At 63.5% G+C, this 15213-nt stretch carries 12 protein-coding genes; 10 read left to right on the forward strand and 2 right to left on the reverse strand.

Annotation, left to right across the window (positions count from 1 at the left end):
- Positions 1-29: 29 nt before the first annotated feature.
- Complete coding sequence (locus FJ950_RS19345) at positions 30-4148, reverse strand: Pls/PosA family non-ribosomal peptide synthetase (RefSeq protein WP_181171328.1); 4119 nt, start codon at positions 4146-4148, stop codon at positions 30-32.
- 197 nt (positions 4149-4345) lie between these two features.
- Complete coding sequence (locus FJ950_RS19350; RefSeq protein ID WP_140617975.1) at positions 4346-4765, reverse strand: hypothetical protein; 420 nt, start codon at positions 4763-4765, stop codon at positions 4346-4348.
- Between the two features lie 12 nt (positions 4766-4777).
- On the opposite strand from FJ950_RS19350, the gene FJ950_RS19355 reads away from it, so the two are divergent.
- The 10 genes from FJ950_RS19355 (at position 4778) to FJ950_RS19395 (ending at position 15210) form a co-directional block, all read left to right on the forward strand.
- On the forward strand, positions 4778-5023 hold the full coding sequence (locus tag FJ950_RS19355; protein WP_140617976.1) for a DUF680 domain-containing protein: 246 nt from the start codon (positions 4778-4780) through the stop codon (positions 5021-5023).
- A gap of 131 nt (positions 5024-5154) precedes the next feature.
- On the forward strand, positions 5155-6126 hold the full coding sequence (locus FJ950_RS19360) for an MBL fold metallo-hydrolase (RefSeq protein WP_015316911.1): 972 nt from the start codon (positions 5155-5157) through the stop codon (positions 6124-6126).
- Positions 6127-6157: 31 nt separating this feature from the next.
- On the forward strand, positions 6158-6637 hold the full coding sequence (locus FJ950_RS19365; protein ID WP_140617977.1) for a tetratricopeptide repeat protein: 480 nt from the start codon (positions 6158-6160) through the stop codon (positions 6635-6637).
- Positions 6638-6929: 292 nt separating this feature from the next.
- The gene (locus FJ950_RS19370; protein ID WP_140617978.1) at positions 6930-7451 is read left to right on the forward strand and encodes a DoxX family protein; all 522 of its coding nucleotides are present in this window, start codon (positions 6930-6932) and stop codon (positions 7449-7451) included.
- A 106-nt stretch (positions 7452-7557) separates the two neighbouring features.
- Entirely contained in the window at positions 7558-8157 is a 600-nt protein-coding gene (locus FJ950_RS19375; RefSeq protein WP_140617979.1) for a BA14K family protein, read from the forward strand.
- A 120-nt stretch (positions 8158-8277) separates the two neighbouring features.
- Complete coding sequence (locus tag FJ950_RS29855) at positions 8278-8469, forward strand: DUF2934 domain-containing protein (RefSeq protein WP_246681346.1); 192 nt, start codon at positions 8278-8280, stop codon at positions 8467-8469.
- Positions 8470-8471: 2 nt separating this feature from the next.
- Positions 8472-8600, forward strand: coding sequence for a hypothetical protein (locus tag FJ950_RS30110; protein ID WP_281408394.1), 129 nt, complete (start codon positions 8472-8474; stop codon positions 8598-8600).
- Between the two features lie 194 nt (positions 8601-8794).
- Positions 8795-9082: a hypothetical protein gene (locus tag FJ950_RS19385; RefSeq protein ID WP_015316916.1), complete on the forward strand. Its 288-nt coding sequence runs from the start codon at positions 8795-8797 to the stop codon at positions 9080-9082.
- Between the two features lie 56 nt (positions 9083-9138).
- Positions 9139-9288, forward strand: coding sequence for a hypothetical protein (locus FJ950_RS19390; RefSeq protein ID WP_127204769.1), 150 nt, complete (start codon positions 9139-9141; stop codon positions 9286-9288).
- 171 nt (positions 9289-9459) lie between these two features.
- Positions 9460-15210: a HAMP domain-containing protein gene (locus FJ950_RS19395; RefSeq protein WP_246681347.1), complete on the forward strand. Its 5751-nt coding sequence runs from the start codon at positions 9460-9462 to the stop codon at positions 15208-15210.
- Positions 15211-15213 lie beyond the last annotated feature (3 nt).

Genomic DNA, 15213 nt, shown 5'->3' on the forward strand with positions numbered 1-15213 from the left:
GTGGCCTCCGACGATATCGGGATCGAGCGTCAGGACGACGCCCTGGAGCCGTCTTCCATGACCGGCTCGACGAACCGGTGCAGCTTGGCCGGATTGCCGCGCCAGATCGAGTTGGGCTCCAACTCCTCGCCCTTCATCACGAAGGAATCGGCATCGACCATCGATCCTTTGCCCATCACCACGCCGTAATGGACAAAGGCGGAAGGTCCGAGCGTGCAGCCATCGCCGATACGGATGAAGTCGGACTTGAACGCACCTTCTTCCAGCGAGTGGGCCTGGATGACGCAGCCTTCGTTGAGCGTGACGTCGTCGCCGATCACCACGAGGGAACGCTCGGTCAGGTTGGCGCCGCCGTCATAGACGCGCTTGCCCACCTTGACCCCAAGCATGCGCAGGATCATCGGCCGGAACGGGGTGCCGGCGAACAGGCGCACAACAGGCGAATCCGCGAGCTTCCAGTGGCGCTCGTGGCGCCAGAATGTGACGTCGTAGATCGTCGTTATCTGCGGCTTCAGCTTGCGAAAACCGAGGCTTGCCCGCTCGACGAAGATGTAGAACGGAATGGTGATCGCCGAGGTCAAAAGCACCGCCACGAAGAGGGCGATCTCAGCCCATTCGGTGTAGTAGTTCAGTGCCCGGTCCCAGATCGCAAGCGTGGCGAACAGCATGACCCATTGCGTTGCCATGAACAGGAGGATCGTCACCAGATTGTGACGGTTCTTGAGCGGGATGCGCTGGCGTCGGTCTTGCTCGTCGATGCCGGCGATGAGTTCCTTGTCGCGGTTCACCATGCGCGGGATTTCAAAGGGCGGCGAGCCCAGAAGGCCGACATTCTCGCGCAGTGGCCCGTCGATGGGGACCATCACCTTGGTGCCGAGCAGGACGTTGTCGCCCGTGCGTCCATCCGGCGGATAGTAGATGTTGTTGCCGAGATAGTTGCGCTCGCCGATCCGGGTCGGCTCGAGCCGGAACGCGGAAGCGGACTTGTGCATGTTGATCATGAAAAGCCCGTCCGACACCATGGTCTGGGTGCCGATCTCGCACAGGAGCGGGTTTTCGTGCTGCTGGTTGGAGCCGAAATTGGAGCCCGTCTGCACCACCTTATTGAGGTTCCAGCCGATGGCGCTCATGTAATGGACGATGGCCGAGCTGTCACCGAACAGGAGCCCGAGCACGCGGGAGTTGCTCGAGAACTCGGCAACCGTCTGCAGCCAGTAGCGGAAGCCATAAAGCGTGTAGGTACGGCCGGGTTTCAGGATCAGGCTGAACAGGCGCGGCACCACCGTGGCGGCGAAAAAGGCCGCGGCGATGTAGCCGAACAGCGTGACCGTGGTGCCGATCGCCACAATGCCGATGGTCTCCTGATAGTCGTCGCCGACATTCTCCCAATAGCTGTGGAACAAAAGCGGCAGCGGGGTGACGATGGCAAACAGGCCTATCAGCTGCACGGCCTCGTAGAGGAAGCGCCGGATGCGGGGAGGATTGACGTTGCGCACCTTGCAATAGTCCGCCGTGGTCGGCACCGCGGGCGATCCATGCCAGTGTTCGCCGTCGGGGATGCTTTGCCCGCGCTGCAGCGAGGAGGAATGACCGAGCTGGCCGCCATCGCCGATCGCGGTGTCGATGTCGAGCGTGCAGCCGACGCCGACGAAGGCGTCGCGGCCGATGGTCAGCGGCCCGGTGTGGATATAGCCGGCCTGGGCGCGATAGCCGAGGATCAATGATTCCTTGCGCAGGATCGTTCGGTCGCCGATCGAAATCAGGTCCGTGCACACCGGCACGGCCCGGGATTCGATGACCACGTTCTTGCCGATCCTGGTTCCCAGAAGCTGCAGGTAGAGGCTGTAGAGCGGGCTTCCGCGGAACAGCACGACGGGTGCCGTGCGGATCAAGGTTTTGACCACCCAGAAGCGATAGTAGCGCAGGCCCCAGATCGGGAACGCTTCCGCCTTCCAGCGGCCGACCAGCAGCCATTTGGCGGCAATGGCGAAGCCCGACATGCCGAAGAACACGCCGGCAGAGAGCACCACGCACCTGACATAAAGCTGCAGCGGGTCGTCGAGCGTGTCATAGACCCAGTTGAGGCCGTCATTGATCGCCCACAGCGCCACGTAGCTGTAGAGCGCGTAAAACAGCAACTGCGCCGCGCCGCAGGTCCAGTAGACGAAATTGGACGCCTGGCGGGTGAGAACGGGCTCGTTGGTGGCCGTCGTCATCTCTTCCGCCACGCTCAGGTGCTTGGCCAGGCGCGCCACCGTCGGATAGAGATAGATGTCGCGCATCGACGTCGTCGCCCATTCCTTGCGGGTGCGCACACGCGCGCAAAAATGCGCCATGAGCAGCGAGTTGGCGCCGAGATCGTCGAAGAAATTGTCCTCGACGGACACGTCGTCGAACTTCAGCACGGCGCATAGCGCGTCGGCCAGGAAACGCTCGTCGTCATTGCCGGGCGGCACCATGGCGCGATCGGCCGAGAGCCGGACGCTGGTTGGTTTGGGCAACTGGCGAAGGTCGACCTTGTTGGAGACCGTCATCGGGATCGCCGGCAGTTCCTCCAGATAGGAGGGCACCATGTAGTCGGGCAGCCGCCGCTTCATCGTCTGGGCAATGTCGGCGCGCGAGAGAGCCGGCTGGCCGGCCTTGGGCGCGTAATAGGCAACGAGTTCGACGCGGCCGGGCTCGATCTCCCAGGTGGTGACGGCGGCCTGCGCGATCTCGGGCTGGTCGAGCAGCACGGCCTCGATCTCGCCGAGTTCAATGCGATAGCCGCGGATCTTCACCTGGGTATCGATGCGCCCGGCATACTCGATCTCGCGGGCGTCACTGATCCGGCCAAGGTCGCCGGTGCGGTAGATGCGCTTCGACGGGTTGTTCGGCAGACCGAGGAAATCGGCGATGAATTTCTGTTCGGTCAGGTCCGGCCGGTTGAGATAGCCGACCGCCAGCCCGATGCCGGCAATGCCGATCTCGCCCAGTTCGCCGGGTTCGGCGAGCCGCGGCAGCGAAGGGTCGAGAATGACGATCGAGTAGGTGGGCAGCGGCGCGCCGATCGTCACCGGCCGGTCCGGCGTCAATGCACCCATGGTTGCCGTGACGGTCGCCTCGGTCGGGCCATAGGTGTTGAGGATCTGCCGGCCGGGCTTCGACCAGCGCACCACCAGATTGTGCGGGCAGGCCTCGCCGCCGACCAGCAGCGTGCGCAGGCTGGGCACGTCCGATGTCATGGACGACAGAAGCGTCGGGCTGCAGGCCATGCAGGTGATGTCGTGATGGCGCAGGAAATCGGCGAGCTCTTCGCCCACGAGAGGCATCTGGCCTGGTGCCGGCACGACCGTCGCGCCGGCGACGAATGGCACCCAGATCTCCTCGGAGGAAAAGTCGAAGGCGATGGTCATGCCCTGGTAGACGCGATCGCCCGGCCGGTAGCCGTAGGATGCGGCGGCGACGCGGATGAAGTTGACGAAGCTCTGGTGGCGGATGGCGACGCCCTTCGGCCTGCCGGTGGTGCCGGACGTATAGAGGATGTAGCAGATGTCTTCGACCGCCGTGGGGGCCGGCGCCTTGTGCGGCTTCAGCGGCGCGTCGGACTGGGCTGATATTTCGGCGGCGGCGCTGTCGATCAACAGGTGCGGAACCGGCAGCTGGTCGGCCCGCGAAGCGTAGGTGGCGATGGTGACGACCAGGCTGACGCTGGCGTCTTCGATGATGAGCGCCATGCGCTCTTGCGGAAAAGCGGTGGCCAGCGGCACGAAGGCGGCACCCGCCTTCGCCACGGCGAGCAGGGCCACATAGGTTTCCGCGGACCGGTCGAGGATGAGCCCGACACGGTGACCCGGCCGCACGCCGCGCTTGACCAGCAGGCGAGCAAATTGGTTGGCGCGCTTGTCCAGCTCCCGATAGGTCCAGGTGCGGCCCTCGGAGATCACCGCCGGCAGCGTGGCGAATGTTCCGGCGAGTTGCTCGAAGACCTTGTCGAGCCGCTCGTCCGGTTGGCCTGCCCGGGCAAAATCGGCGCCCGCCAGGACCTGGCCGTGCGCTCCGGAGGCAATTCCCGCAAGTGCATCGACGCTGTCGGAGCTGGTCTCGGGCCCTGCGCCCAATCGTGCCGCTTCCCTGTCCAGTTCGGCGATATCGATACCGTGGTCCATTTCCAAACTTTCTCGTCCTGGCAAGCCGTTACAGGCACATCTCGGTCACGCCGCCGCGCCGGCGGGCATTGCCGGCTGTGCCGTCGCTGCAATTTGATCGTTGTTCATGGAGGGGGAATGACTGAAGCTTCCAGAACGGAAGATTCCGGAATTCAGACCGGCGATCGCCGGCCGCACCCTCTTTGGCCGGGCGGTTATCACGGAATCGACCGCCCCGTCTTCACAGTTTCGGGAGCATGGGCGTAGGGCGCAAGCGCACGCATTGCCCGGGCGCTGCCGGCGGCGAGCGACATGCCGGGCAGGGCACCCATCGATCCGTTCGAACCTCGTTGCATTGCCGTACCCAATTCCGTGCGCCTGTGTCCGTGCGCTTGTGCGGCGGCTAGATTTCCGGCCGTTGAGGGATGCTTATGCCATCCGATCTTTTCGCCAGTTTTTCCGAACTGTTGAATCTTGTTTCTGAATTGTGTCTGGGCAGCCTTCCGTAGGGCCGCTTCCTGCAGTTTCAGCCGTTCCAGAAAAAATCTCATAGCGCCCAGGAATAAAGCGCGGCCCTTGCGGGTCTTCTCTGCAAGCGGGGCAATGTTGCGGTCCGCGACCCATAGAAAACGAAACAAGGATTTACCGAAATGACCAAGCTCGCTCTCAGCGTGGCTGCGATGTTGCTTGCCTCGACTTCTGCCTTTGCCGGCAGCGACCATTTCAACGCCAATGGCCCCAACCGGCCGGGCGCCGCCGTCGACACCAATGTCACCGCCTCGATCCCCTACGCGGCACGTCCTCATGGCGTCGATACCAAGGTGACGACTGGGCCGAGCCGGCCGGCGACCAAATCCGATGCGGACGAACCCGGCCAGGGCATCTGGGGCAACTGAGTTCACGGGTCGGCGCCGGATCCCGGCGGCGCCGATCCGATCCGCGATCAGCGACGGAGGGCCAGGGGCTTGGCGCTCCGTCATTCCATTCGACCTTTCGCCTTAGCCACCACTCAACAGAGGAGATCACCATGTTCAGCATGTCACGCCGCACAGTGCTTCAATCCGCCGCCGCCGCTGCCGCCTTCGGCCTTGCCGGCAAGCTGGAATTCACCCGTCCCGCTTTCGCGCAGACGCCGGTGGAACCCACCGTCGGCTTCTACAAATACACGGTTGGCGATATCGAGGTGACCGCCGTCTATGACGGCATCTGGAAGAAGCCGCACGACCCGGCCTTCATCAAGGATGTTTCGGTCGACGATACCAAGGCAGCGCTCGCCAAGGCGGGGCTGACGACCGACTTCATGCCCATTCCGCTCACCGTAGCGGTGCTCAAGATGGGCGGCAGGCTGATCATGATGGATGCCGGCTCGGGCGTCGGCCAGTGGCAGGCCAACGCCACGCACCTGCCGGCCAACATGGCCGCCGCCGGCATCGACTACAAGGCGATCGACACCATCATGATCTCGCATTTCCACCCCGACCATGTCTGGGGCCTCATGGAGAAGGGCACCAACACGCCGGTGTTCCCCAACGCCGAGCTGATCGTCAACGCCACCGAATACAAGTGGTGGACCGACCCGAGCAGGCTGGCGAAGCTGCCCGAGGGCCGCAAGCCGGCGGGCAAGCGCATCGCCGAAAACTTCCCGAAATGGAAGAACTGGAAGCTGGTCGAGGACGGCGCCGAGGTCGCGCCCGGCATCCAGATCATCGCCGCCCCCGGCCACACGCCCGGCCATTCGGTGTACCTCGCCAATTCCGGCAAGGAACAACTGATGATCTCGGCCGACACAATGTATGTGCCGGCGCTTCTCGCACCGCATCCGGAATGGCAGGGCGCCTATGACCAGGACGGGCCGACGGCGATCGCGACACGCCACAAGATCATCGACCGGGTGATCGCGGACAACATCCGCATTTCCGGTTCGCACTTCCCGTTCCCGGGCACCGGCGTCTTCGTCAAGGACGGCAATGCCTACGGCTTCACGCCTGTCGAAATCTGAGCGCGAGCTCCCAACCCAAGCGAGACAGACAATGAAACAATCCTTTTTGGGCAAGCACGCCCTGTTCGGCCTGCTCGGCGCCATTGCCGTGCTGACCGTGGTTCCCGTCGCAACCATCATCCCAGCCTATGCGGTCGACGACATCGAGGGCGCCGACGCGCCCGACCTCACCGCCGTCAAGGCCAAGATCGACGCCAAGGATTACAAGGGCGCGCTGGCGGACCTGCGCGACCTCGCGCAGGACAACCAGCAGGCCGACGTCTACAATTTGCTCGGCTTCACGCTGCGCAAGACCGGCGACTTCACCACCGCGCTGACCTACTACAACAAGGCACTGGAGCTGAAACCCGACCACAAGGCCGCCCGCGAATATCTGGGCGAGCTCTATGTCGAAACCGGCGACATGGCCAAGGCCGATGAGCAACTGGCCTCGCTGCAGAAACTGTGCCCGACCGGCTGCGACGAGCTTTCCGACCTGCGGAAAGCCATCGATACCAAGGTGACGAAGTAAGTTCTCCCCCCGGATTGCCCCCACTTGCGAAGGGCAATTCGGGGCATCCGACCTCCCCCTCGGGGAGAGGAGGCGCCGCCTTTCTCTTCTCCCCGCTGGGGAGAGGTGGCCGCGAAGCGCCCGGATGAGGGGCTTGGCGCTAACCCACCAAAGTTCGGGCGCTCGTGGCTGGCGCCCATTGCCGGAGCCGGCGCCTCTCCCTCGAGCCGGCTCCGGCCCTTTCAAGCATCACATTCGGCAGGCGCCGTCCCCGCGCGGCGCATGCACGGTGTCAAAATATCGGAGGCTGACCATGACCCTGAACGAACGCGCCGAGAAGCTGCACGCCCTCGCCATCAAACTCTATGTCAGGGATCTGACCCTGCTTGTCGGGCGCCTGCTCATGTCCTTCATCTTCCTGCATGAGGGGGTGACACTGGCCACCCATTTCGACGGCGCCGCCAAGGCGATGGCCGCGCAAGGCGTCGGTCTGCCGCTGTTTGTCGCCACCATCGCGTTGCAACTGGGGGCAGGGCTCTCGGTGGCAACGGGCGTGCTGACGCGGCTGGGGGCGATCGGCCTCGGCCTCTTCTGCCTGGCAACGGCCACACTGTTCCACACCAACTTCGCCAGCCAGAGCGAGCTGCTGAATTTCGAAAAGGATCTGGCGATCGCCGGCGGCATGTTCGTTCTGGCCGTAGCCGGCGCCGGCCGGATCTCGCTGGATTGGCTGCTGGCCCGCACTCTGCAGCAGCGCCAGCGCGATCGGGAAACGGTGGCGTCGCTGCTGGCGGTCGAGAACCAGTTTTCCCCAGAGGTGAGGCTGCCGGTCTGAGGAGGAGCTGAGCCCGCGCGACCCGTTCAAACGCCTGCGACACGTACTTTGCTGGAACCAGCCTTGATGCTCCGCATTCTATAAGCAGGGACTGAAGGAGCGTGACGTGAAAGCGATTTTGGCATTGGTCGGCGGCTTTGTCTTGACCCTTGCGGTCTTCGGCAGCGGGCTGGGCTTTGCCGCCTGGCTGCTCGCCGCCAAGCCCGCGCATGAGGCAAGGCCGACCGTCAGCGTGGCGGAACTGTGGACCAGGGACGCGCGGCCGGTGAACAAGGCGGCGCAAAACCTGCAACGCTTGCCGGCGGACCAGCCCGCGCCGCCCGATGTCGCCGTCAAGCCGCAGGCACCCGATCCGGCCGCGACCGGATCGATCGCGCCGGCGGCTGGAGCCGACGCGCTGCCGGCGTCCCATGTCAGTTGGTGCGCGAACCGCTACCGCTCCTACAATCCGGACGACAACAGCTACATGTCCTATAGCGGGCAGCAGCGCCCCTGCGTCTCGCCCTATCTCGACGCCGGCGACGACCAGGGCGCGCAGCCATCGGCAGCCGTCAGCTATGTCGAGGGCGGTGTCGCCCCGGCGGTCGCCACGACGGCGCTTTCCGCCGACCATGTCGATTCCTGCTTCAGCCGATACCGCTCCTACCGGCCCGACGACAACAGCTATCAGCCATATTCCGGCGGACCCAGGCGCCAGTGCGAGTAGCCGCCGGTGCCGTGCAGGCCTGGCTGAAGGGTTGCATCTTGTCATCCCGACGATCACGCGAATTTTTTGGATCGTTCGCTCCGGCGCGGCGTTCATGCCTCACATGAGTGGAGGAATGACATGAGCGACGACCGCGACGACAAGATCAGGAACCGCGCCTACGAGATCTGGCAACGCGAAGGCGGCGGCCATGGCGACCATGAGTGGCACTGGCGCCGGGCCGAGATGGAGATCGACAGGGAAGCCGCCCTGCCGCTGACGGCGGATGACGCCTGCCACAAACCGGCGAGATCGCCAGCTCCGACGTTCTGACGGTGGAGGAACTGGCGATCCGCGCGGGCATATCGGGCGAGGAGGCGCAGGAGCTGATCGACCGTCTCGGCACCGACCGCGCCGCGATCGAGCAAGCCGCGCGCAGCCTCAAGCCAAAGCGCGGGCGCTGAACGCGCGAGCCTTTCGAAACAATGGATTGGCGCAACTCGATGACAAGATGATTCATCGAGGCACCGAGCGCAAAACCATGATCGCCCCGAAGCCGGCGCTCTCTTGGAGCGCTATCCCTGGTCATCTCCGACAATGTCGGAACCCTTGGCCGCCTCGGAGGTTCACCCTGTCCCACCGCAAAGGAGATGCACTCATGGACCACGCCAACCACGTAAGGCTCAGCCGCGCCGAACTGACCCCGGATACGCTTGAAGGCGCGACCATCTACGGCCCCAACGACGAGAAGATCGGCTCCGTCGACCATATGCATGGCAGCAGCCAGGTCGTCATCGACGTCGGCGGCTTCCTCGGCATCGGCGCCAAGCCGGTCGCCGTCGCCGCCAACGAACTCGATTTCATGCGCGACGAGGACGGCGACGTTCACGCCGTGACCAGCTGGACCAAGGACCAGCTGAAAGCCATGCCCGAACACCGCGACTGACAATAGGAAGGGCTCGGCGATCGTCGGGCCCTTCGTCCTTTCCTGAGGAGAGACCGATGATCAGGAAGCTGAAAGACGGAAAATATCGGCTTTATTCAAGGAAAAAGGACGAGAAGACGGGCAAGCGGCGGAATCTGGGCACGTTCGACAGCCGCGAAGCGGCGGAGAAGCACGAAAGGGAAGTGCAGTATTTCAAGCGGCATTGAAGGGATCGCTGTTGCATAGCGGTACACAGAGACCGAGGCCGCTGTAGGCCTGTCGGCCTCCTAGGGGGCCAGCAAAGCGCGGCGGACCTTTCAGCCGCGCTTGCAAGCCATATGGAACCAAATACGCGGCCACGCGTTAAGTGCTTCGGCCTGATCCGGCCGGGGGTTCGCGTGGAGGGGTTTTTGGGCGCATCTCGGTTACCAAAAGAACAACTGGACTCTCGACAAATCCTTAGCGCTCTCAAAGCTTTTCGAAACGGCGATTTCTCCGTCCGCATCGAAAACGTCTATGATGGGCTGAGTGGCGAGATTGCAGACACGTTCAATCAAATCGTCGAACTCAATGACCAGGTGACGCGGGAATTCGCGCGGCTCAGCCGGGTGGTCGGCAAGGACGGGCGCATCAGCGAGCGCGGCCATGTCAGGAACGCCAAAGGTAGCTGGGAATCGAGCGTCCGATCGGTCAACGACCTGATCGAGGACATGGTGCAACCGACCGCCGAGGTGGCCCGGGTCATCGGCGCCGTCGCCAAGGGCGATCTGTCCCAGACCATGATGGTGGAGATCGACGGCAGGCCGCTGCGCGGCGAATTCCTGCGGATCGGCAAGATCGTCAACACAATGGTCGAGCAACTCGCCTCGTTCACTTCGGAGGTGACGCGCGTGGCGCGCGAGGTCGGCACCGAGGGCAAGCTCGGCGGTCAGGCCCGGGTCAAGGGGGTGGCGGGCACCTGGAAGGACCTGACCGACAATGTGAACGCGATGGCGACCAACCTGACGAGCCAGGTGCGCAACATCGCGGAGGTGACCACCGCAGTCGCTTCGGGCGATTTGTCGAAGAAGATCACCGTCGACGTGAAGGGCGAGATCCTGGAGCTGAAGTCGACCATCAACACCATGGTCGACCAGCTCAACTCGTTTGCCGGCGAGGTGACGCGCGTCGCGCGCGAAGTCGGCACCGAGGGTAAACTCGGCGGCCAAGCCCGCGTCGAGGGCGTCGGTGGCACCTGGAAGGATTTGACGGACAGCGTGAACCTGATGGCCGCCAATTTGACCGGCCAGGTCCGCAATATCGCCGATGTGACGACCGCGGTCGCGCTCGGCGACCTGTCGAAGAAGATCACCGTCGACGTGAAGGGAGAGATTTTGGAGCTGAAGTCCACCATCAATACGATGGTCGACCAGCTCAACTCATTTGCCGGCGAGGTGACGCGCGTTGCACGCGAGGTCGGCACGGAGGGAAAGCTCGGCGGGCAGGCGCAGGTGCGGGGTGTCGCCGGAACCTGGAAAGATTTGACCGATAACGTCAATTCAATGGCGGCCAACCTGACCGGCCAGGTGCGCAACATAGCCGAAGTGACCACCGCGGTGGCTCTTGGCGATCTGTCGAAGAAGATCACGGTCGACGTGAAGGGCGAGATCCTGGAGCTCAAGAACACCATCAACACGATGGTGGACCAGCTGAATTCCTTCGCCTCGGAAGTGACGCGCGTCGCGCGCGAAGTCGGCACCGAGGGAAAGCTCGGCGGTCAGGCGGAAGTCCGTGGCGTCGGAGGCACCTGGAAAGACCTGACCGACAACGTCAATCTGATGGCCGCCAATCTCACCGGCCAGGTGCGCAACATCGCCGATGTGACGACGGCCGTCGCGCGGGGTGATCTCTCCAAGAAGATCACGGTCGACGTGAAGGGCGAAATCCTCGAACTCAAGAACACCGTCAACACGATGGTGGACCAGCTCAACTCATTCGCCTCCGAAGTCACGCGCGTTGCCCGCGAAGTGGGCTCGGAGGGAAAACTCGGCGGCCAGGCCCATGTCGAGGGGGTCGGCGGCACCTGGAAGGACCTGACCGACAACGTCAACGCCATGGCCGGCAACCTGACCGTGCAGTTGCGCGATGTCTCCAAGGTCGCGACCGCGATCGCGACCGGCGATCTCACCCAGAAAATCACCGTCGATGCGCTGGGAGAGATTCTGCAGATCAAGGACGTCATCAACACGATGGTGGACCAGCTGAACTCCTTCGCATCCGAGGTGACGCGCGTTGCCCGCGAAGTGGGATCGGACGGCAAGCTTGGCGGCCAGGCACAGGTCCGCGGTGTCGCCGGCACGTGGAAGGACCTGACGGATAACGTCAACGCCATGGCCGCCAATCTGACGGGCCAGGTCCGCAACATCGCGGAAGTGACGACCGCCGTTGCGCTGGGCGACCTGTCGAAAAAGATCACGGTCGACGTTCGCGGCGAAATTCTCGAGCTCAAGGACACCATCAACACGATGGTGGATCAGCTCAACTCTTTCGCCTCGGAAGTGACGCGTGTCGCGCGCGAAGTCGGCACCGAGGGGAAGCTTGGCGGCCAGGCACAGGTGCGCGGTGTCGCCGGTACCTGGAAGGACCTGACCGACAACGTCAATTCGATGGCCGAGAATCTGACCGGCCAGGTGCGCAACATCGCCGACGTGACGACCGCTGTGGCGCGAGGCGATCTGTCGAAGAAGATCACCGTCGACGTCAAGGGCGAGATCCTGGAGCTGAAGTCCACCATCAACACCATGGTCGACCAGCTCAACTCATTCGCGGGCGAGGTGACGCGCGTGGCGCGCGAAGTCGGCACGGAGGGAAAGCTCGGCGGCCAGGCACAGGTCGAGGGCGTGGCGGGCACCTGGAAGGACCTGACCGACAACGTCAACCTCATGGCGACCAACCTGACCAACCAGGTGCGCGGCATCGCCGATGTCGTCACCGCCGTGGCGCAGGGCAATCTCAAGCGCAAACTCGCCGTCGATGCCAAGGGCGAGATCGCGTCCCTGGCGGACACCATCAACGGCATGATCGAAACGCTGGCGACCTTCGCCGATCAGGTGACCAACGTCGCCCGCGAGGTCGGCATCGAGGGCAAGCTCGGCGGCCAAGCGAGGGTGCCTGGCGCCGCCGGCCTGTGGCGCGACCTGACCGACAACGTCAATCAGCTGGCGGCGAACCTGACCACACAGGTGCGGGCCATCGCCGAGGTGTCGACCGCGGTCACCAAGGGCGATCTTACGCGTTCCATCAGCGTCCAGGCTTCCGGGGAGGTCGCGGCGCTCAAGGACAACATCAACGAGATGATCCGCAACCTGAAGGATCAGACGCTCAAGAATGCCGAGCAGGATTGGCTGAAGACCAACCTCGCGCGGTTCTCCCGCATGCTTCAGGGCGAGCGCGATCTGGCCACGGTGTCGCGCATGATCATCTCGGAACTCGCGCCGCTGGTGAACGCGCAGTATGGCGTTTTCTACGTAACCAATCGCGACGAGGATGAGTCCTATCTGGAACTGGCAGCGTCCTACGCCGCCGAGGGCAAAGCCAAGATCCGCCAGCGTGTGGACTTTCGGGAAGGCCTGATCGGTCAAAGCGCGGCCGACAAACGGGCGATCATGCTCGACGAGGTTCCCTCGAGCTTCCTGCGCATCAGCTCGGGCCTCGGCGAAGCACCGCCGGCCAGCGCTATCGTTCTGCCGGCATTGTTCGAGGAAGAGGTCAAGGCGGTCATCGAACTCGCTTCGTTCAGCCGCTTCAGCGACACGCATCGCCTGTTCCTCGAGCAATTGATGGAGTCAGTCGGTATCGTGCTCAACACGATCGCCGCGACCATGCGCACGGAAGGGCTTCTCAAGCAGTCACAGCTTCTGACGTCCGAACTGCAGTCGCGCCAGACCGAGCTCACCAAGAAACAGGAAGAGCTTCACGCCACCAACGAGGAATTGCAGGAGAAGGCGCAGCTTCTCGAGAACGAGAAAAAGCAGGTCGAGAACAAGAATCTCGAGATCGAAATGGCCAGACGGGCACTCGAGGAGAAGGCGGAACAGCTGGCGCTGACGTCCAAGTACAAGTCCGAATTCTTGGCCAATATGAGCCACGAGCTGAGAACCCCGCTGAACTCGCTGCTGATCCTGTCCAACTTGCTTGCGACCAACCAGCAGGGCAACCTGAACGACAAGCAGATCGAGTTCGCTCGCACGATCAACTCGGCGGGCACGGACCTGCTCAGCCTCATCAACGACATACTGGATCTTTCGAAAATCGAATCCGGCACGGTTTCGATCGAGCTCAACGACATGCCGCTCGCACATCTGCGCCAGCATATGGAGCGGACCTTCCGGCAGCTTGCGGCCGACAAGGGGCTTGGGTTTACGATCAAAATCGATCAGATCCTGCCCGAGACGATCCGTACGGACGAAAAACGGCTGCAGCAGATCGTCCTCAACCTTTTGTCCAACGCCTTCAAGTTTACCTCTCAAGGCGACGTGACGCTCAGCATCCATGCCGAGCGGACCGGCCGCGCAAACGGCGCGGCGGCACTGCCGCAAGCGCTGGCCATCGCCGTCACCGACACGGGCATCGGCATTCCGGAGGACAAGCAAAAGCTGATCTTCGAGGCGTTCCAACAAGCCGACGGCACCACCAGCCGCAAATATGGCGGCACTGGCCTCGGCCTCTCGATCAGCCGGGAAATCGCCCGCCTGCTCGGCGGCGAGTTGCGCGTCGAAAGCCAGCCTGGAACGGGATCGACCTTCACGCTTGTCATTCCCTTCGACGGCCCGCGCAGCAGCAGTCTTGCACCGCAGATCGAGCTTTCGCCGGCCGCCGTTTCCGTTGCGGCCAGCAGCACGACAGGAACGCCGGAACTCGCCGACGACCGTGATGCGATCGATCCATCGGACAGGGTGGTGCTGATCGTGGAGGACGACCCCACTTTTGGCGGGCTGCTGCTTGGTCTTGCGCGATCGGCCGGATTGAAAGGCGTGCTCTCCACGGCCGGCTCGGGAACGCTGGCGCTTACGCGCAAGCTCATGCCCGATGCGATCACGCTGGATCTCGGCCTTTCGGACATTGATGGCTGGGTGCTTTTCGACCTTTTACGGCACGATCCGAAGACCAGGAACATACCCATCCACGTTATCTCCGGCGCCGAAGACATCGAGCTCCTCACGCGCCGAGGCGCCGCAAGCGTTTCCAGCAAGCCGGTGTCCGCCGGCGAACTTTCGCGTGTCTTCGACGATATTCAGTCGAGGACGCTCAGGACACAACGCAATGTGCTGGTCGCGGATCCGGACCCCGAGCGTCGCCTGGCGCTGGTGGAAGCCATTCGCGACGGCGTCACGTCGGTCACCGCCATCGGCCGCGTCGCGGCCAATGCCGACGGGGGTGGTATTGCCGGATATGACGCCGTCGTGTTCGGTTTTGGCCGTTCGGCCAAGGACAACGCCCAGATGCTCGATGAGATCATGTCGCAGTTCGGCGATTTTGTCCCGCGCCTGCTCTTCTTCACGCCCCATCCGGACGCCTTTCAACAGCAGATCGCCTTGCATCCGCCGCTCAGCGATGTTCCGCGTGCCGACAACTTTGCCCAGCTTGGCTTGTTGATGTCCGCCGCCCTTCCAGGCGACAGGCCCGACAAGGAAATCCTGGCTTCCGAGCAACTCGACAACGCCGATCTGGCCGGAGCCAAGGTTCTGATCGTCGACGACGACATTCGCAACATCTATTCGCTGACCAGCGTGCTGGAGACCTACGGTATCGAGGTGCAGCATGCCGAGCGGGGGCGGGACGGCATAGCCATGCTTGAAGAGGCGCCGGACGTCGACGTCGCCCTGATCGACATCATGATGCCCGAGATGGACGGGTACGAGACAATGCGCCGGATACGCTCCCAGCCGGAAATCGCGCACATTCCGCTGATTTCCGTCACGGCCAAGGCGATGAAAGGAGATCGCCAGAAATGTCTGGACGCCGGCGCGTCCGACTACATCGCCAAGCCCGTCGACCTCGACCTGCTCCTCGCCCTGCTGCGGGTTTGGGTCGGTCGCTCGCGCTCGCGAGCGGGGACATCGCGGGCAGACGGCGACGACCGCAATCTGATCGCGCCCCGGCGGATTTAGCCA

Source organism: Mesorhizobium sp. B2-3-14 (assembly GCF_006442175.1).
Lineage (GTDB): Bacteria > Pseudomonadota > Alphaproteobacteria > Rhizobiales > Rhizobiaceae > Mesorhizobium > Mesorhizobium australicum.